We start from the raw sequence: 19,490 nt of genomic DNA on the forward strand, positions 1-19,490 counted from the left end.
TTATTTACTCTTAATTATAACACAATTAGAATAATTCTCTCACAATTCACCCTTATTTCACATTACAGAAATGAAATATAAAAAAAAAATAAAATTTCAATTCTGTTAGAATTAAGACTCCTAATCGTGATAAAATTAATCTCATCGCATCTGCGAAATCGTTTAATTACTGGGGAGGCTTTTGTGTCAGAAGTTTTTTACTATGCAGAAGCAAATGTTGCTTGCACATTCATTTTGGGACTTATTCTCCTGAAAATCAATCAAGGAATAGACAGACAGGCGTCAACAATTTTAATAAGACGTATGATATATATACTGATAGCTTATTTCCTGTCAGATGCGGTCTGGGCTTTATTTGAGGGCGGCATTTTCCCTTCCAACCACACCCTTATGTACATCGTGACAATTATTCCCTATGCCTGCATTTTAGGCAGTAGTTATTGCTGGTTCGTTTATTGTGAACTTCTTCAGCAAAATAGAAATGTCTTATACTCACCCGGAATGGTAAAGCGTTCCGTACCAATGGTAATAGCCATTATTTTACTATTTGTCGGTGCATTTACCGGACTGGTCTTCAATTTCGACGAAGAAGGAGCCATAGAGTATGACGCCTTATACGGAATATTTATGCTTGTTCCCATAGGCTATCTCGTATACTCCTCAATAAAGGGCTTCTACAAAGCTTATACCCAGGACAGATACATGGATCACAGTCTGTATTTTGTCATTGGTATTTTTCCGATACTCCCCCTTGCATGCGGAGTACTTCAGGTCATCTATTTAACAACACCAATTATGTGTTATGGCGCGACACTTTCTGTTTTGATGGTTTATCTGACCTCCATGGAAAATCTTATTTCCATGGACTCACTTACTCAGGTAAACAACCGCCATCAGATGCAGCGGTATCTACTTCGTAAAATGAAGACACAGACTCCCGGTCTTTCACTTTATCTTATGATCATCGATGTTGATCACTTTAAGGAAATAAATGACAATTATGGCCACATCGAAGGTGATAAGGCCCTGATACGTGTCGCCACCGCCATGAAGGAAGCATGTCAGGCACACAGAAACCGCTTTTTTGTATCAAGGTATGGCGGAGATGAATTTATAATCATAGCTGAAACAGAATATAAAGGAGAGGTCAACTGGCTTTCCGACAAAATTCGTTCCAGCGTAAAGCAGCTTAATGACAAAGCCGGTGCTCCATATGACTTAACTGTATGTGTTGGAATAGCAGAGTATGATTTCTCATCTCCTGTTCCCATTCCTTCACTCATTGCCAGAGCAGATACAGATCTTTACCATATGAAGCATGCTCGTGCATAGAAAGGTTTCAGGTAAAAAGATGTCCGGTTGGAAATGTTTGTTTTCGTCTGAGAACTGCACATTTCCAACCGGACACATTTTTTGCCTGATTGTTTATTATTAAAGAAACTGCTCTATTCATTTAGATAAACAAGGTACCTGTGTCAGTCCTGATGTCTGATCCATATCTCCACGCAGTTTGGCTCCTCTTCATCACTGTTATAGCTGTACTCTATATCCTTGGAGGTATTTTTAAGCATTGTCAAAGATAATTCATTTTCCGTATCATTTATGTCGAATTTTTCTCCGGCATATGTGACCAGAATCTGGCATTCATGTTCTTTTAATGAATACTCTATTCGTACGCTTATTTGTGGCTTTTCATATTTGGGAAGTAAAATCTGCTGTACAAGTTCCTCCATGGCAAGACGAATACGATACTTATCCCCCGGCATAACATCATTTCTAAACAAATAACTGTCCAGTTCAGCTCCAAAGCTGATGAAATCGTATTGTTTACTGTCTATAACAGTTTCAAATATCTTTAGTTTTTGTATGAATTTACGTGTATTCTCTTTTTTTGGATTATCAAAAATCTCATCCGGTGTCCCCTCCTCATATATTCCACCTTCATCCATAAAAAACACGCGATTTGCTATAGCTCTTGCAAAGTTCATTTCATGCGTCACTATCATCATGGTCTTACCACTCTCTGCCAAATCCCGTATTACTGCCTGCACTTCTCCTACCATTGTGGGATCCAGTGCACTTGTGGGCTCATCCAGTAAAATAACATCCGGATCCATTGCCAGTGTTCGGGCAATAGCCACTCTCTGCTTTTGTCCACCTGAAAGCTGCTCAGGATACTGAAGTTCCCGCCCTGCAAGTCCTACCCGATCCAGAAGTTTTATTCCCAAATCATATGCCTCCTGCTTTGACTTTTTTAGAATATCAATCTGGGCCTGCATTATGTTCTCTATAACCGTAAGATGTCCAAAAAGATTAAATGACTGAAACACCATGCCCATGCGTCTTCTGGCCATGGTTACATCATACCTGGGTGCTGTGATATTCTCTCCGTCAAGTAATATCTGCCCTCCGGTTGGTTCTTCCAATAGATTAATACATCTGATAAGTGTAGATTTTCCGGTGCCGGAAGGCCCTATTACAGATATCACATCTCCATCTTTGATAATAGCATTTACATCTTTCAAAGGTGTTGTTCTATTATATTTTTTTTCAAGATGCCTGAGTTCAATCATCCTTTTTTACCCCATTAAGAATAGTGTCCTTACTTCTAAGCCTCGGATTTATAAGAATTTCAATCCTGCCAATGATAAACTTCAGAATTCCCGCCAGTATGAAGTATACAATTGCTACTGCAATCAGAGGGAAGAATGCATCATAGGTTCTGCTTCTAACAATATCCCCCATCTTGGTAAGATCCTGCACAGCTACATAACCTACAATTGCGGTAGCCTTTATTGTTGAGGTAACTTCACCCTTAAATGCAGGCATAAAATGCGGCAGAGCCTGTGGAAGTATAATTTTGAAAAATGTTGCCCAGTCCGTATATCCAAGTGCATAAGCGGCTTCGGTCTGGCCTGAATCGACAGCACCTACTCCACTTTTAAGCATCCCAAATACACTTGCACCGAACACCATAGTAAATCCTATTATTGATACTAAGGTTCCGGAAATAGTTGACTTGGCAAATATTATGTAATAAAGAATCATAAGCAGCACTACCATCGGCATGCCCTGTATCAGCCATATGCAGAATCGCGTAATATAATTAGCAAAAGGATTTCCGTTTCTACACAGTAAAAATACTATAAATCCAAGCACAGTCCCTAAAAAGATAGAGGATACAGAAATAAGCAAAGTTCTTAGAATTCCTTCGACAAAAAGTTTCCATCTCTGTTCTCGTATAAATGTTTTTTGGAAACTATCAATCAAGGATGTGAAAAAATCATCCTTATTTGCTTTTTCAAGCTCATCCTTGCTGACAACCAAAACAACACCACCGGCATAATAAGTGTCAGAGAATAAAACATTCTCTTTGCGTTCATCAGTTTTAGCTATGCAGCCGCCACATATGTCACATTTCCCCGTCTGAACGCTAGACAGGATGGCATCAAAATTCATCTCCACAGGCTTCAGGGCATAGCCATTATCTTTACAAAATAGTGCTATTATCTCGGCTTCAAATCCGCACAACATATCCCCTCTCCATAATAGGAAGGGTGGAGTTTGAATTGAGCCAAAATTTATGGTTCCTTTTGTTGCAGGCAGTTTTCGATAATCCGTCATCTCAACATTCTCAACGTTTTGACCACTAAGCCATTTCTTTTCTAATTCATCTAATGTTCCATCATTTTTTATACTTTTTAGAAACTCATTAAATTCATTGCAAAGTTCCTGTCCCTTTTGATCTTTTGAAAAGATAAAGCCATAATCCAACGGCTCTAATTTCTTTGGATAAATTGTTATATCATCATTCATCGTCGTTGCATAGATTGCCACTGGCTCATCGAATACAACCGCATCCACTTTTCCACCAATAACGGCATTTATCATATCCGCATCATTGTTAAAGTACATTAACTCCGCATCCGGGTACACTTTAAGTAAAGAATCCGAAAACATTGTTCCTGTCAAAATAGCTGCCTTGTCAACACGAAATGTATCAGCAATATCTTCCGAATCAGGAGCTTTCCCTGCAGATGTGCCGTTTGAACGAACCACCAGCGAAAAAGCAGCAGGATAGTAATCAATAAAGTCCACAGAATGTCTTCTCTCTTCAGTTGCTATGATTGAACCTGCTCCAACCGTAGCTTTTCCTGCCTGAACCGATGATAAAATCGCAGAAAACTCCATCCCATTGAAATTGATATGAACATCCAGTTCTTTTGCCATAAGGAGGAGCAATTCAATATCAAATCCTATTAGTTTCCCGTTATTTCCTACATAGCTCATGGGTTCAAGAGTATCTGCTACTGCTGCCTCCACAGTCCCGTTTTTCCCGGGCCAATCCTGCTCAGGAACAGACTTTATGCTGTCATCTGCCCCCGTCCATTTTTCCCATAACTTCTGTACTGTTTCTTTCGGAATACTATCATAAGCGGCCTGCCATTTTGAAAGTTCAGATGTTCCTTTAGCAAAAGCAAAACCAAAGACCCCATCACTTAAATTCTCAGGAAAAAGTGCCAACTCAGGATTTCTATTAACAGCAAGCATTGCAATGGCATTATTAGTCAAAAATGCATCTATTTTACCTGATTTTAAAGCAAGTACAAGGTCCGGCAGACTGTTATAATACGAAAACTCTGCAACACCCGGTGCCTTACTCCGAACAAGCTCTTCAAATGGTGCTCCCGTGAGCATGGCTACCTTTTTTCCATTCAGATCGTCGAAGGTTTTATATTCAGGATTACCTTTGCTCTCTGAAGCATTTTCGCCTATACCACTTTCGGATACCTCATTTCCGGCAGCTGTCGATTTTACCGGCACTAAAAATGCAGATAAAAGAAATGCCACTATTAGCATAAAGCAAAGGGCTCTATAAGTTTTCTTCATGATCAATCCCTCATTTAAATACGGATAGTTCTGCTGTTGCATGACATTAGTAGTAGCCATACCTCCCACTACCGGACCACACATAATTGCCCAATGACCTCTATTGATGCATCGAGCCATATAGAATCGTCATTGGACAATATAACGACAAGATAATTTTTATTATAGCATCGCAAATGAAGGCCATAGGGGGAGTTCATAGAATTTTAATTGTATATTTAGAGCGTTATAATAATAAGAGCCTATCGTTTTTTTGATAGGCTCTTCGATCTGAAAGCTGTTTGATTACCGACTGATCTGGCAGAAGATACTACTTAATCATTAGAAGACAATGCGAGTAATCAAGGTTAATTATATTTTATTACCGCTCTGCTTCCCTTATGTCTTAAGATTTTGTAATTACAGCCTTGATTGATGGATTCTTTGATAAAGGTGTCGCGTACAGCTTTATAGCTGTGCTTTTCATTCTTTTCATAATGTGAGATAAGCATTGAAAACTCATCATTTTCATACTCTATATAAAGAACATCATCATCTTCCATTTTGATAAGAATATAAGTAATCTCATCATCTGCGGTAATTTCTGTGTATTCGTAGTCCTCTTCCTGAAGGAACATCTTAATATCTTCTACAGGACCTACAATGGCATTTGTGGTCTTAACTATTTCCTCATTATCCTCGTCAAGAAGAATCTCTTCCTGCGGAATATTAAGCTCAGGTATTCCAAGATCAAGCTCAGGCATCTCTATCTGAGGTTCTTCTGCAGGCATATCTTCCACAGGTGCTTCTTCTACCGGTTGCTCTTCCAGCAGCACCTCTTCTGCAGGTATCTCTTCTACCAGTGCTTCTTCTACAGGCTGCTCTTCCAGCAACACCTCTTCTGCAGGTATCTCTTCTACCAGTGCTTCTTCTACAGGCTGTTCCTCTACCAGTACTTCTTCTACAGGCTGCTCTTCCTCAAGCGGGATAATTGTTTCCTCGATTACAGGCATTTCTTCCGGCATAGGGATTTCTTCAGTAACAGGTGCCTCTTCCATTACTGGCGGTGCTTCTTCAATCGCAGGTTCAGGAACTTCTTCTACTGCAGGCGGTGTTTCTTCTATTACAGGAGCTTCCTCTACTACTGGAACCACTTCCTCAACCACAGGCGCAGCAGCTTCTTCCGTTACTGGCGGTGCCTCTTCTATTACAGGAGCTTCCTCTACTACCGGAGCAGCTGCTTCTTCTATTACCGGAGCTTCCTCTACTACTGGAGCCACTTCCTCAACCACAGGCGCAACAGCTTCTTCCATTACTGGCGGTGCCTCTTCTATTACAGGAGCTTCCTCCACTACCGGAGCAGCTTCTTCAACCGCAGGTGCAGGAGCTTCTTCTACTGCTGGCAGTGCTTCTTCTATTACCGGAGCTTCCTCCACTACCGGAGGAGCTTCTTCAACCGCAGGTGCAGGAACTTCTTCTACTGCAGGCGGTGCTTCTTCTATTACAGGAGCTTCCTCTACTACTGGAGCCACTTCCTCAACCACAGGCGCAGGAGCTTCTTCTACTGCAGGCGGTGCTTCTTCTATTACCGGAGCTTCCTCTACTACTGGAGCCACTTCCTCAACCACAGGTGCAGGAGCTTCTTCCATTACAGGCGGTGCCTCTTCTATTACCAGAGCTTCCTCCACTACCGGAGGTGCTTCTTCAACCGCAGGTGCAGGAGTTTCTTCTACTGCAGGCGGTGCTTCTTCTATTACCGGAGCTTCCTCCACTACCGGAGCAGCTGCCTCTTCCACTACTGGAGTTTCCTCTACTGCAGGCGCAGGAGCTTGTTCCATTACTGGCGGTGCCTCTTCTATTACAGGAACTTCCTCCACTACCGGAGGTGCTTCCTCAACCACAGGCGCAGGAGCTTCTTCCATTACTGGCGGTGCTTCTTCTATTACCGGAGCTTCCTCCACTACCGGAGGTGCTTCTTCAACCACAGGTGCAGGAGCTTCTTCTACTGCAGGCGGTGCTTCTTCAACCGCAGGTGCAGGAGCTTCCTCCACTACCGGAGGTGCTTCTTCAACCGCAGGTGCAGGGACTTCTTCTACTGCAGGCGGTGCTTCTTCTATTACCGGAGCTTCCTCTACTACCGGAGCCACTTCCTCAACCACAGGCGTAGGAGATTCCTCTACTGCAGGTGCAGGAGCTTCTTCCATTACAGGTGGTGCCTCTTCTATTACCGGAGGTGCTTCTTCTACTACAGGCGGTGCTGCCTCTGCTGCTGATGGTATTGCCATATTTGCTTCCGGAGAAGCTTCAAAAGCTGCCACCGCTTCGGCAAACGCTTTTTTATCAGGACTGCTATCCGCTTCAAGTGCTGCCTCTGCTTCCAGGGCTCCTGCCATCATCTCCTCAATCGAAGGTTCTGCTTCAGGTACAGGAGTTGTATCTGCAGCTGCTTCTAAAATCTGCTCAGTTTCCGGTAAATTTGTATTCTCCATGTTTATCTCCTCATCAATAAACAACTGTTTTATCTGACTCTATTCGATCGGATATGGATAAAAATGCAAGAGGACCTGCATAAACGATATCCCGTTTCTTTAAGAAGAGCCAAACAACCATTAATGATGTCAAAACATTCTGCACCATTAAACAATCCTACAAATATATTATCTTTTATAGTTAACAAAATTAAAAATTAACTTCTTATAAAATTACTAAATAATTTGTTATCTCTTAATCCAACGGAATTTCTTATATGAGAACAAAGAGTCGCTCGCGACTCTTTGCGCGCTGGTGCGCGCAAGCTTTAGCTTGCAAAATTCATCTGCGCACCAGTCGCATCCATAGCGGAGCGCTTTTTATTCAATAGGAAATCCGAAGGAATTTCTATTGAATAAAAAAAGGCCTGACTCTACGTCAGACCTGTAAGCACTTAGCTATTTAGTTGTATAGTAAATTTTGGCTACAGTAGCACTAGGCTCCGTTAGCTACCGCCTTCAAAGCCTCAAACTCCGATTCGAAAACACCACCCATTTTTTCAAGCTCATCCCAATTGTACCAGGAACCGGAGAGCTGAATTCCATTTACAGAAACATCGGTAACAACTACCATGAAAGGTTTGTGATTGATTACTATGTATGCTGTCTTGTTAAGCCCAAGAGGCGCAATAAAAATATGCCCTGTATCTATCAGGTAGTTAATCTGCTCCAATGTTAGATTTTTGGTAAGTGGCATTGTTCTAAGCATGAGACAACTCCAATAAAATAGTCAGACAACAAAATTCTTTAATCCTATTCTAAAGTTCAATAGATTTATTATCAATAAAATGAATATGAAAAATTGCTAAACTCATTTATTATTTGAGTAATCTCTCTCACCAAATATACCGGTACCGACCCTGACAAAGGTTGCACCTTCCTCAATTGCCACTTCATAGTCTCCTGTCATTCCCATTGAAAGAGTATCCAGCTGAGTGCCTTCAATATTCTCTTCCTTAAGTAACCCCAGAAGCTCACGCAGTCCTCTGAAATAGACTCTGTTGGTCTCAGGATCATCTGTATACGGAGCTATAGTCATAAGTCCTCTTACACGTACGTGAGGGAATTTTGCAATCGTTCTCACAAATTCCGGTGTCTCCTCCGGTGTAAGTCCAAACTTCGTATCCTCACCTGCCATATTGACTTCACAAAGTACGTCCATGACAATATCATTTTTTGCAGCCTGTTTCTCAATTTCTTCTGCAAGACTGATCTTGTCAACAGAGTGGATCATATCAACCTTACCTGGAAGATACTTAACCTTATTCGTCTGAAGATGACCGATCATATGCCAGTGAAGAGGCTCCTTTATCTCCTCAGTCTTATCGCGGATCTCCTGTACTTTGTTTTCACCATAAACAGTGATTTCACATTCCATACACTCTCTGATATCTGAGACAGGCTTTGTCTTACTTACCGCAATTAGAGTAACACTGTTTCTATCCCTGCCAGCTCTGTCACAGGCAGCCTGTATATTCTTTTCAACTATCTGCAGATTTTCTTTTATTGACATTTTTTCTCCTCCAAAACATTTTCTACCGGTATTCTCATGCATTACTTACTTTGCATTCAAAAACGCAAAGGGATCCTCATCATAAAGAAAATGCTGAAGCTGATATGCTGCAAGAATTGCCACATGCTCTTCCTTAAGTATTCTTCTTACTTCATCCCTGTCTGCTATAACGACCTGAATTTCCTCGCTGTCTTCCTGATATTTATCTGTGATTTTTCCATCGGCATATCCAAATACCATAGCAACAGATTCATCAGTCATTCCCACTGATGAAAAACGGGGAAGTTCATACATTGAATCCACCGTAATAGGATGAAAAGTAAGGCCTGTTTCTTCATGGAGTTCCCTGACTGCTGCCTCCCTGTAATCCTCTCCGGGTTCACAAAGTCCTGCAGGGAATTCATAGATATAAGTATTTATCGGATAACGGTATTGCCTTACCAAAACCACCTTATCTTTATTCTCACCGCAAAGAGCATAGATTGAAACACCATCGGCTATGTTCTTCCCGGTGGTTATCATCAGATTATCCTTTGTCTTTGACCTTGATGCTACAAAATAATCAGAATGATGTCCCTTTTTATTCTCACCTTCAACATGAAAAAGATTAACAAATTTGTTCTCTGTGAGCTGTTCTACTGAATTAATGATTGCCATATTTTACCTTCCTTATTCCTGCAAAAGTCCCTGCGATCAGGTTCTTTCTTTTTGGTGCCATGGTTGGATCTGCCATCGCGTTAGCTATTGACACAGAAAAAGCATCCATCGCAAGACCTATCCCCAAAAGGACTGAATTCCCAAACAACAATATTAAATTTGTCATAATAATCCCCTCTTAACGCTACTTATTTAGTTCGAATATAGATAACACAAATACCAAAAGACATGCATAAGCGAAACCTAACCCTAAACAAGTTTTCAAAATAGCCTAATCGCCATTATACATTGATATAAATGCCACATCAACAATCGAAATAAATAATTCTCACGCATATACTACCTGTTGTATAATTACTCTATGGATACGAAAAAGAGCGAAATCAGAACTAAAAACATAATTAACACTTCCATTATCGGTATTGTTGTTAACATTTGTCTGGTCATCCTCAAATCCATTTTCGGGATGATAGCCGGATCTATTGCCATGCTTCTCGATGCCTTAAATAATCTGACAGATGTAACCAGTTCTGTTGTTACGATAATAGGTCTTAATTGGTCTAAAAAACAGCCTGATGAAGAACATCCCATGGGTCATGGACGAATAGAATATATAAGCGCGATCATAGTCTCAATTATCATCATCTATGCAGGAGCATCCGCCGGACTTGAGTCAATTAATAAAATCTTCAATCCCATGAACCCCGACTATAGAGGTTACACCATTATAATAGTAATTATTTCCATAATTACCAAATGTATCCTTGGAAGCTTTGTAAAAAAACGTGGAGAATTGAATAAATCGCCTGCTCTTATTGCTTCCGGCCAGGATGCAATAAACGATTGTTTTGTCTCTGTAGCGGTTCTCATATCTGCCCTCCTTTCAGTTTTTGCAGATATTCATATTGATGCTTTTATTGGTCTTCTTATATCACTTTGGATCATGAAATCCGGTTTTGAACTCTTCCTCGAAGACCTTAAGGACATCCTTGGAAGACGTGCAGACAGAGCCCTTGCAAAACAAATAAAAAGCTATATCAACAGTTTTGATGAAGTTGAGGATGTACATGACCTTGTGCTCCACAATTACGGACCTGACCGTTTTATTGGTTCAGTTGTAATTGATGTGGATGAAAATATGACCGCTACCAATATATATACAATATCCCACTATATTAAGGATGATGTTCTGGATGCTTACAATGTCATATTAAGTGCCATCGGAATTTGCGTGGTAAGTAGTACCACCAAGGATATGCGTGAGGAAATAATCAGAAGACTGGAGCATATAGACGGAATCCTCCAGGTACACGGAATTCACATTGATAATGAAAAGCACCTTATAGACCTTGATATTATTATCAGCTTTGACGATCCCTATCCGGATGTAACTCTTGACCACGCTTATATGCATATGGCTGAGAGCTTTCCTGAATATACAATAGACATTCACTCTGACAGGGATATATAAGTAAACACCATTTAGTTCGTAAAACTCCTTACATAATTCTGTTAAGAAAAAACAACGCCCAAATTGATGCTTATCATGCACCAGATTGGGCGTTTTTATAACCTGAGATGACCAATTAACTGACAAGTCCTTGTATCAATATTATGAGAATCAGTATCGGTAACACGAACTTAAAATAACTCTTGTATATAGCAGGCATCGTTTTTCCGCTTCCCGTATTTGTTTCCTCCAGATATTTGTCAAATCCCCATCCATATTTAGAAGTGCAGAATAATGTGAAGATAAGCGAGCCTAGAGGAAGAAGTATATTACTTACGATAAAATCTTCTGAATCAAGCACATCTCTGGCACCGATTATATGCAGATCACTCCACACATTATACCCAAGTACACAAGGAAAGCTTGCAATCAGAATGAAAGCTCCGTTTATAAGTATCGACTTTCCTCTGCTTAATCCAAAGCTGTCTGAAATGAATGCCACAAGATTCTCAAACACTGCAATAACCGTTGAGAAACTTGCAAATGTCATAAATATAAAAAATAATGTTCCCCATATTCTCCCCATGTTCATATTCATAAACACTTTAGGAAGTGTAATAAAAATAAGTGAAGGTCCCTGACTGGTTTCAACATTATAGCTAAAGCATGCAGGGAAAATGATTAGTCCTGAAATAATAGCAACAAAGGTATCAAGAGCACATATTCTTATAGCTTCTCCTGTGAGAGTATGCTCCTTTGACATATAACTTCCGAATATCTCAATAGCACCGATACCAAGGCTTAGCGTAAAGAATGCCTGATTCATCGCTGCGCTTATAACTTTGCCTAATCCCACATCCATCGCTCTTTTCCAGTCCGGGAGAAGATAGAATTTCACGCCCTCTGCAGCGCCGCTAAGAGTCAATGAATGTATCGCAAGAATGATTATCAAAGCCAAAAGCCCTGACATCATAATCTTATTTACTCTCTCAAGTCCATCAACAATTCCAAGACTAAGTACAGCAAATCCAAGAATCACCGTAAGAATCATAAATATGCCCATCTCTACCGGATCCGATATCATTTCCGCAAAAACATCGCCAACGCTTTCAGTATCAATTTTTGAAAAACTTCCGGAAGCAAACTTATAGAAATAGTCTACCATCCATCCGGATACCGTTGTGTAATACATCATCAGAAGATAACAGCCTATCATACTAAACCACCCATGAATATGCCAAGGCTGTCCCTTTTTCTCAAGCTTCTGATACCCCCTTACCACTGATTTACCACTGGCACGTCCAATTGCCAGCTCCATGGTCATTACCGGTATTCCCATAATAATAAGAAATATCAGATAAAATACTACAAAAATCCCACCGCCGTTTGCACCTGTTACATATGGAAACTTCCATACATTTCCTATTCCGATAGCGCAACCGGCACTTACCATAATAAAGCCAAGTCTTGAAGCAAAGCTCCCCCTCTCATTACTCATAAACTTTTTCCTTTCACTATTTAACCTTAATATATATATGATATTTTATCATATTTAAATCACAATTTTTCCCGGATAATTGAAGATTCTTCGCTGATTTTTTATGATGATTGGGGCAAAAACAGAATTAGCAAGCAAGAATCCTGACTCAAAAAATTATTTTCAATGTATAATAAGACATGTAGTTTTCTTTGTTACACCTACAATAAAAAATATCAAAAGGACTATTATGAATTTCGATAAAGATTGGGAAGAGACTGAAATTCAATTATCAGAAAATGAATTCACACACAGGCAGCAAAACGATGAGTACATGTTCTATCAGTATGTTGCCAGTGGCAATACCGAAGCTGTTCAGGACAATATAGATCACCACCGCTTTCTTGATTCCAGCGGAACAGGTACTCTGTCCAGAGATCCCCTGCAAAATTTAAAATACCATTTTGTAGTCAGCGTAGCTCTGATAACACGTATCTGTACAGAAAAAGGCATGGAGATGGAGCGCGCTTTCAGACTGAGTGATTTCTATATTCAAAAGCTTGATGATATAAAAACAATTGATTCTCTGTCTGACCTTCATTCAACAATGGTAATGGATTACACTCTCAGAATGCAGAATTTAAGGCAAAATGCAAATCTGTCCCGCACTACTAATGAGTGCCTTAATTACATATACTCCAATGTAAATGATCGCATAACAATCGAAGATCTGGCAGAATACACCCAAAACTCCACAAGCCATATATCCAGATTATTTAAAGATGAACTGGGTATTTCTCCAAGCGATTACATAAGAAACGTCAAACTGGACAAAGCTAAAAATCTTCTTAGATTCAGCGACTACTCAATAATTGATATTGCTAACTATCTTTCTTTTTCGTCACAGAGTCATTTCAGTAAGCTCTTTTTTGAAGATACAGGAATGACACCAAAAAAATATCGAGAAACCTATTACGGTACTACATGGAACAATCTTCATTAATAGTTTCGCTAAGCCCGGTAAAAGATAGCTAAAAGCTCTGCAAAAAAGGCTGTGAAAAACACTTCATTTTCACAGCCTCAAAATTATAGTTTTACGGTAAGTACATTCAGTCCAAGGACGTTTTGATAATTAATTTCCTTTGCCAGTTTATAGATCATTCTTATGCCTATGTTCCTGGTAATGTCATCAGGATCAATAATGTCATTTCTTGTGGCAGGATCGAAAGCGATACAGTCATCCTTTATCCTAAGAATCATCTCATCATTTTTATAAATCGCTCTGATATCAACAGAATGCTTTTTCTTGTCTTTGGTAAAACCATGCTCAACAATATTGCCCGCCATTTCCTCCATAGATAGCCCTGCCAGGCTGGCTCTTCTATGATCAAAGCCTCTTTCTTCATAAAAACTCTGAATCTTCGCTGCTACATTCGTGACATCTTCCATTGAATTGACACTCACATTTACTACATCTTCATCTGCCACTCCGAATTCTACAGGGATAACCATTAATTCATCCATATTTTGTGGCCAATGCTTAACCCTGACAATAGAATATGTCAGTATTATAATGATACTCACTACCCCATTTAATACATTGGCTACATATATTGCATTCATTCCAAGAGGTCTTATTAAAATGGCAGAAAATACTGCTACACTTATAAGCCCATCAAAAGCTGATATCAGGTTTATAAGAACATTTTTCCCTGATGCCTGTGCATAACATGTAAAATGCATGCAGATAACTGTAAGCGGCATACATATAGGAAGAATCCTAAATCCCCACACTGTCATCATATAAACCGGCATAGAAGGATCTTTGTAAAAAATCCCGGTAAACGGAACACTAAGGATGATAACGAATAATGATATCAGACATTGCATTGGAAAATATCGTTTAAACATGCCCTGCATTACATTTGTAAGTGTTTTTCTATCCTCTTCGCCAATTCCAATACTTATAAGCAGCCTGGATACAGCTGCCATTCCTCCGGGAACTGCCCAGAAGAATTGCATCAGATTATTAGCAGTAGCAAATGCAGATATACCAGCGCTCCCAATATAAGCAATTATAAGACCATTAACAATTATGCCTCTGAATGACTGATATATATATGCCAGAGCTCCCGGAAAGCCTTTAGCTATAATCTCTTTTACTTCATTGAACTGCATACTTCTAAAGCTAAAAGCTATGTAGGATTTGCCACTTATAAAATATAACGATTCCACCAGACAAAATACCCACATTCCAAGTGAAGATGCCAATGAAAGACCAAATGCCTGCATCTTTAAAACCTGCACGATAAGATAATTAAAAATGTAATTTGAAATGATAAATGCGACAGTCGCTATGATAGATAATTTCTGCCTGTTTTCAATGGATAAAAATACTGTAAGCTGATTTCCTATAATGAATGGAATTATACCAATAGCCTGTCCGATTATATACTGATTGAATAAGTGCCTTACAGTCTCATCATTTGTAAAAACAATTGTCAGATTTGACAAGACCATAAAAACAAGAATCAGTATAGTAATTACTGATAGTGCCATAGACAAAACAATGTCAACCGAAAAAGCTCCTCTGACTTTATCTTTGTCATTCTGTCCAATATATTTACCACATACAATTGCTGCGCCACCAACAAAGATTGTACTAAAAGCTGAAATCAGCATATTGACCGGACCATATAGACCAACGGCACTCATGGCATCAACTCCGACAAAATTAGTTGCAAAATAACTGGAAATTATCCCGTTGACTGACCCTACCGCTACAAAGAGAATCTGTATTGGCAATAATTTGAGCATTAAGCCGGCGATAGTTTTATAATTTCCATTCTGTCTATCCATATAAGCCCCTTTCGAAATTTACTAAATTGTAAACTAACCAAAAAGAACGATTTTTACGAAACTATCCTGTAGGATATTCAGATTAATTTTATCATATAAAAAATAATCATCTACGTTTTTCAGTATTATTTTATTAAAGCTTTAGATTTATCTGAAGTAGTTATATTTGTCTTCTTGCGTAGAAAAAAAGAAAATCCCCCGCTGTTATAAGCGAGGGATTATGGATAAAACTTATAAGGGGATAGTTTTATTTGCGCACAAATGTTACATTTTTAAGTCCTGCCTTTTTAAAGAGCTTCACTATCTTTTCATATTCTTTATCACTCTTGGCATGTATGATAACCTTGAAGTCTTTATTAAGCTTGCAGCCCTTAAAGGCTGATTTGTAAATCTTCTTTAATTTATTACCTTTAACAGTTATCTTCTTAAGATTGTCGCATCCTGAGAATGCTTCCTTACTTATGGTAGTGATGTTCTTTCCAAGTGTAACGTTCTTAAGAGTCTTATTATTGCTGAAAGCACCCTCCGCTACCTTTGTTACTTTTACCTTGGTTCCGTCAACAACTACACTGGTGGGTATTGAATAAGTCTTTTTGAGATACCCCATATAGTTCATTCTAAAGCTTGCAGATTTCTTCCCGATAATTTCGTAAACGTTGTTTTCTGTAGCCTTTATTTCACCCTTTTCCGCCTTGCCGTTGTTGTTTATATTTGTCTCAATCAAAACCGGGCCGAAACGCATTTTCGGATCTACCTTCTCAATAAGTATTGGATTCTGTTCTGGGCTAAGTGCTCCGGAGCCTGGTGCAGTGTTGCTGCTGCCTGTCTGGGTTCCTGTATTGTTCTGCGAAGGAGTAACCACTGGTCCGGGAACCTGAGTACCTGTATTTTGCGCAGGTGTCTGTGAATCTGTGCCTGCATTTGAAGAAGGTGTCTGTGAAGGTGTTTCTGAAGGTTCATCTGTATTACCTGATCCGCCTTCGGGATTTTGAGCAGGTTCATCTGAAGGGTTCTCTGCAGGAGTCTCCTTTGGATCTTCAGTAGAAGGTTCATCTGTACTGCCGGATGGCTCTGTACCCGGTTCTTCAGCAGGCTCAGTAGAAGGATCTTTTGCAGGATCCGTTGTAGGATCTTCAATTTCTCCGCTGTTTATTTTGTCATACTGCTCCTTTGTTATTTCAATAAGCTCTATATCATCGATGAAAATATCATGCTGCTTTGTGATTCTCTCACCGCCGACAGATCCCATAGTGATATTGAATCTCGTTTTAGTGTCAGTCTTATTGGTCATCTGGAAAGCATGAGAAAACTTCTGCCATTCATTACCTATCTCAACCTCTCCTGTGCCACTGTAGTTTGCCCAGGCTCCTTCAAACTCCTGGAGGCAATACTTAATCTTTCTTTCAATACTTGATTTAGCTCTGAAAGCTACATAGTAATACTTGCCTTCCTCTATCGTAAGTCCATCCTGATTAAGCTGTACATACCACTCATTTGAAGCATCATCAGCAACAGTATCATCGATTGTTATGGCAAAAGTATTATCATTCCCATTCATATTGTCTATAACATATTTTGCACTAACAGAGTCATAAACATATGGTGAAAATCCTGCAAGTCCGGCATCAAATGAACCGTTTTTAAGTAAAGCGCTCTCTGCCAAAAATACATCATCGAGATAATATGTTCCTGGCTTTGTAAATGAGAACTCTACATTTGACTCTTCTCTTTCAAGATTTTTGTCAACATTTATCACCTTGCTAAAGCTCTGCTTTTCACCTGTAAGAGAAGGAGTATACTCATCACCTGCAACCTTTACCGTAAGTCCGTCTGCTTCTCCGCCTTTATGATAAGCACTAAAGCTGATTTCATACTGTCCTTTATTTAAAGGTGCAAGGTCAGACTGTGAAATAGCTACGGGATTAGCTTCTGAAGCGCCTTCCGGAACCTCAACCTTAACCATCAGCTCTCTCTTGTTTTTTACATTGGTTACGGAAATACTTGCTGCATCATCCTCATCATATTCCCAGTACCCAAGTCTCTTCTCTCCCTGGTCGAAAGAACCATTATAAACATAGTTTCCATCAGGACGTATTTCCTTTGTATTCCCGTCCTTTATTTCTTCTCCTGATACATGTACAAGTTTCACATTTTTGATTGTTACAGGTGCTGTAGAGTTTTGTTTTCCAAGATTGAATTCAAGAGCACTATTGGCATCTGTTTTTTCATTCATGGTGAAGTTTAATGAGTAATGTTCCTCCTGTGTTCCAATCCTGCATATAGTGTCATTCATATATCTTGTCCAGCCATGATCAGGACCTTCCACATCAACAACAATGTCACGTTCCTCAGTAGAGACTGCATCAAAGGAAAGTTCATACTCCCATCCCTTGTAAACAGGTATTCCAGCCTGTTTTAACTGAACACTGTGATTCTGACCTCCGATCGCTGAAGGAATAATTGTAACAGCATTATCCTTTACTCCAGCTGTTGAACCTGCAGCGTCTGATTCCAGATGAAGCACCCAGTTATCTGTAGCTTCGCCTTCTGCAGACAGGTCATTATCAAAATTGCCATTTACTACATAATTACCTTCGCCATCAGCCTCTCTGTAGCTTACAGGTGCTTTTTCAGGGCGTTTTGCTTCACTCTCGCCCTTAGTATATTCACTCTCATCCTTCTGATACACTCTGACATAATCGATTGCATATTCCTGACTGTTTATGTTATCGAGGTCTTCTGCTCCCGGATATCCAACCCAGCTGCCACCGATTGCAAGATTCAGAATAATATAGAAATCCTGATCAAAGGGTGCAGGATATGTAAGCTGGTTAGCATCATCAGTTCCCGTATACCAGTCACTTGTCTCATAAACCTGTTCATCATCTACATACCAGGTGATTTTCCCGGGATCCCAGTCAGCTCGAAATACATGGTAATCATCAGCAAAGCTGCTGCCTTCAAGTACCTTTGATCCTTGGTTTTCCTTGTGTCCTGAACCTGAACTGTAACCATAGTGAATTGTGTGATAGGACTTATTTGTAGCCTGTCCCATTACTTCCATGATGTCTATCTCACCGCATTTAGGCCACTGTCCATATAAACCTTCATCTGAAGCCATAAGCCAGAAAGCCGGAAGAAATCCCTTTCCTGTAGGAACCTTTGCTCTTGCTTCAAAACGTCCATAAGTAAAATCATGCTTGCCCTGGGTTGTTATTCTGCCTGAAGTATATTGATCACCTGATGCGCCCTGACTGCTGCCGCCACTTACTTTTCCACTTCCTGCGATAACTGCTTTACTTCCGCCATACCAGTTCCATGTAGTATCAAGAATACCTATTTCAACTGCTCTGTTCACATCGGATATTGCATCCATTGCAAATGTATAACTATGTCCTGCAGTCAGCTTAACTCCGTTTAAGGTAAGCTGAACATGCCAGTTCTCTGTGCCGGAATTTTCGATCCTGACAACATATTTGTCGTCAAGTTTCTCCATCGAAGCTGATGCCTGCCCACCGATGCTGAAATTCCATTCCTTCGCAGGCTGACCGGAAGATACCTCATCATTACTAAGAAGATTCTCTCCTGTCTCATTATCTGTAAAAGAAAGATTTGATAATACTACTTCTGCAGCGGCTTTTGCTGCTTCCTCATCAACATCTCCGATAAGACCAAAATTGACCTGAATCAGTGCGTTATCAACATCAGTTTCAGCGCCGGAATAATTTACATCAGCTGTTATATGCTGTGGTTCTGCCTGCAGAACCTCTAAAGACTCCTCCCCTTCCTGTGCATCTGCTGCTATGTATTTAGGAAGAATATGAAGTGCGCCATCCCTCACCTCAATATTTCCCTCATCCAGTGCAGTATACCTTTGAAGCTCAGAGTTAACCCATCCTGGCTCATGCTGCTCAACATTCCAGTCAGCAGTATTTAATGAATCACCATCAAATTCGTCCTGCCATACCAGATTGTAGCCATCGCCGGATTCAGTCTCATTTGGAACATTTTCATTTTCCTCTGCATGAACTGAAAACGGTATGCCTGTGGCTGTGACAGATGCTGCCATTGCCAGTGCGAGCATTCTTCCCCATTCCTTTTTTCTCATGTCCTTCTCCTCCATAAATCTAAACTGTA

12 protein-coding genes and 1 pseudogene are annotated in these 19,490 nt (G+C 40.0%); 3 read left to right on the forward strand and 10 right to left on the reverse strand.

All coding sequences use genetic code 11. The annotated features are described in order from the left end of the window. Positions 1-183 precede the first annotated feature (183 nt). Complete coding sequence (locus T501_RS20260) at positions 184-1,332, forward strand: GGDEF domain-containing protein (protein ID WP_050008263.1); 1,149 nt, start codon at positions 184-186, stop codon at positions 1,330-1,332. 524 nt (positions 1,333-1,856) lie between these two features. On the opposite strand, the pseudogene T501_RS11055 reads toward T501_RS20260, so the two are convergent. From T501_RS11055 to T501_RS22565, 7 genes and pseudogenes are all read right to left on the reverse strand, one after another. Beyond that, positions 1,857-2,573, reverse strand: a pseudogene (locus T501_RS11055) (amino acid ABC transporter ATP-binding protein); the annotation flags it as partial. Then, positions 2,566-4,890, reverse strand: coding sequence for an ABC transporter permease subunit (locus T501_RS11060; protein WP_207641190.1), 2,325 nt, complete (start codon positions 4,888-4,890; stop codon positions 2,566-2,568). The pseudogene T501_RS11055 and the gene T501_RS11060, both read right to left, overlap by 8 nt. A 347-nt stretch (positions 4,891-5,237) precedes the next feature. After that, complete coding sequence (locus T501_RS21320; RefSeq protein ID WP_044914832.1) at positions 5,238-7,358, reverse strand: hypothetical protein; 2,121 nt, start codon at positions 7,356-7,358, stop codon at positions 5,238-5,240. A gap of 475 nt (positions 7,359-7,833) precedes the next feature. After that, positions 7,834-8,106, reverse strand: coding sequence for a hypothetical protein (locus T501_RS11070; RefSeq protein WP_026510026.1), 273 nt, complete (start codon positions 8,104-8,106; stop codon positions 7,834-7,836). Positions 8,107-8,208: 102 nt separating this feature from the next. Then, positions 8,209-8,910, reverse strand: a complete 702-nt coding sequence (locus tag T501_RS11075; protein WP_044914834.1) for a YggS family pyridoxal phosphate-dependent enzyme — start codon at positions 8,908-8,910, stop codon at positions 8,209-8,211. Positions 8,911-8,955: 45 nt separating this feature from the next. After that, entirely contained in the window at positions 8,956-9,567 is a 612-nt protein-coding gene (locus tag T501_RS11080) for an NUDIX hydrolase (protein WP_044914836.1), read from the reverse strand. Further along, positions 9,554-9,733, reverse strand: a complete 180-nt coding sequence (locus tag T501_RS22565) for an MntP/YtaF family protein (RefSeq protein ID WP_044914838.1) — start codon at positions 9,731-9,733, stop codon at positions 9,554-9,556. Before T501_RS22565 ends, T501_RS11080 begins: the two co-directional genes overlap by 14 nt. 195 nt (positions 9,734-9,928) lie before the next feature. Here T501_RS22565 and T501_RS11090 point away from each other — a divergent pair, with 195 nt between their 5' ends. Then, positions 9,929-11,038 (forward strand): cation diffusion facilitator family transporter, encoded by a 1,110-nt coding sequence (locus tag T501_RS11090; RefSeq protein ID WP_044914840.1) that lies wholly within the window; start codon positions 9,929-9,931, stop codon positions 11,036-11,038. Between the two features lie 115 nt (positions 11,039-11,153). On the opposite strand, the gene T501_RS11095 is transcribed toward T501_RS11090, so the two are convergent. Beyond that, a complete protein-coding gene (locus T501_RS11095; RefSeq protein WP_026510031.1) occupies positions 11,154-12,515 on the reverse strand; it encodes a sodium-dependent transporter in 1,362 nt (453 codons plus the stop codon). Between the two features lie 229 nt (positions 12,516-12,744). On the opposite strand from T501_RS11095, the gene T501_RS11100 reads away from it, so the two are divergent. After that, positions 12,745-13,497: a helix-turn-helix domain-containing protein gene (locus T501_RS11100; protein WP_044914880.1), complete on the forward strand. Its 753-nt coding sequence runs from the start codon at positions 12,745-12,747 to the stop codon at positions 13,495-13,497. 83 nt (positions 13,498-13,580) lie between these two features. Here the strand turns inward: T501_RS11100 and T501_RS11105 are convergent, their stop codons facing one another. Next, complete coding sequence (locus T501_RS11105; RefSeq protein WP_044914842.1) at positions 13,581-15,353, reverse strand: MATE family efflux transporter; 1,773 nt, start codon at positions 15,351-15,353, stop codon at positions 13,581-13,583. Positions 15,354-15,600: 247 nt separating this feature from the next. Continuing rightward, on the reverse strand, positions 15,601-19,461 hold the full coding sequence (locus tag T501_RS20265) for a carbohydrate binding domain-containing protein (protein ID WP_050008264.1): 3,861 nt from the start codon (positions 19,459-19,461) through the stop codon (positions 15,601-15,603). Positions 19,462-19,490 lie beyond the last annotated feature (29 nt).

This window comes from Butyrivibrio sp. WCE2006 (assembly GCF_000701985.1).
GTDB lineage: Bacteria > Bacillota > Clostridia > Lachnospirales > Lachnospiraceae > Butyrivibrio.

What these genes read in the sequence shown, in the direction of transcription:
- T501_RS11060 (WP_207641190.1), bottom strand. Translation starts at nt 4,890, where the DNA reads ATGAAGAAAACTTATAGAGCCCTTTGCTTTATGCTAATAGTGGCATTT.
- T501_RS21320 (WP_044914832.1), bottom strand. Translation starts at nt 7,358, where the DNA reads ATGGAGAATACAAATTTACCGGAAACTGAGCAGATTTTAGAAGCAGCT.
- T501_RS11070 (WP_026510026.1), bottom strand. Translation starts at nt 8,106, where the DNA reads ATGCTTAGAACAATGCCACTTACCAAAAATCTAACATTGGAGCAGATT.
- T501_RS11075 (WP_044914834.1), bottom strand. Translation starts at nt 8,910, where the DNA reads ATGTCAATAAAAGAAAATCTGCAGATAGTTGAAAAGAATATACAGGCT.
- T501_RS11080 (WP_044914836.1), bottom strand. Translation starts at nt 9,567, where the DNA reads ATGGCAATCATTAATTCAGTAGAACAGCTCACAGAGAACAAATTTGTT.
- T501_RS22565 (WP_044914838.1), bottom strand. Translation starts at nt 9,733, where the DNA reads ATGACAAATTTAATATTGTTGTTTGGGAATTCAGTCCTTTTGGGGATA.
- T501_RS11090 (WP_044914840.1), top strand. Translation starts at nt 9,929, where the DNA reads ATGGATACGAAAAAGAGCGAAATCAGAACTAAAAACATAATTAACACT.
- T501_RS11095 (WP_026510031.1), bottom strand. Translation starts at nt 12,515, where the DNA reads ATGAGTAATGAGAGGGGGAGCTTTGCTTCAAGACTTGGCTTTATTATG.
- T501_RS11100 (WP_044914880.1), top strand. Translation starts at nt 12,745, where the DNA reads ATGAATTTCGATAAAGATTGGGAAGAGACTGAAATTCAATTATCAGAA.
- T501_RS11105 (WP_044914842.1), bottom strand. Translation starts at nt 15,353, where the DNA reads ATGGATAGACAGAATGGAAATTATAAAACTATCGCCGGCTTAATGCTC.
- T501_RS20265 (WP_050008264.1), bottom strand. Translation starts at nt 19,461, where the DNA reads ATGAGAAAAAAGGAATGGGGAAGAATGCTCGCACTGGCAATGGCAGCA.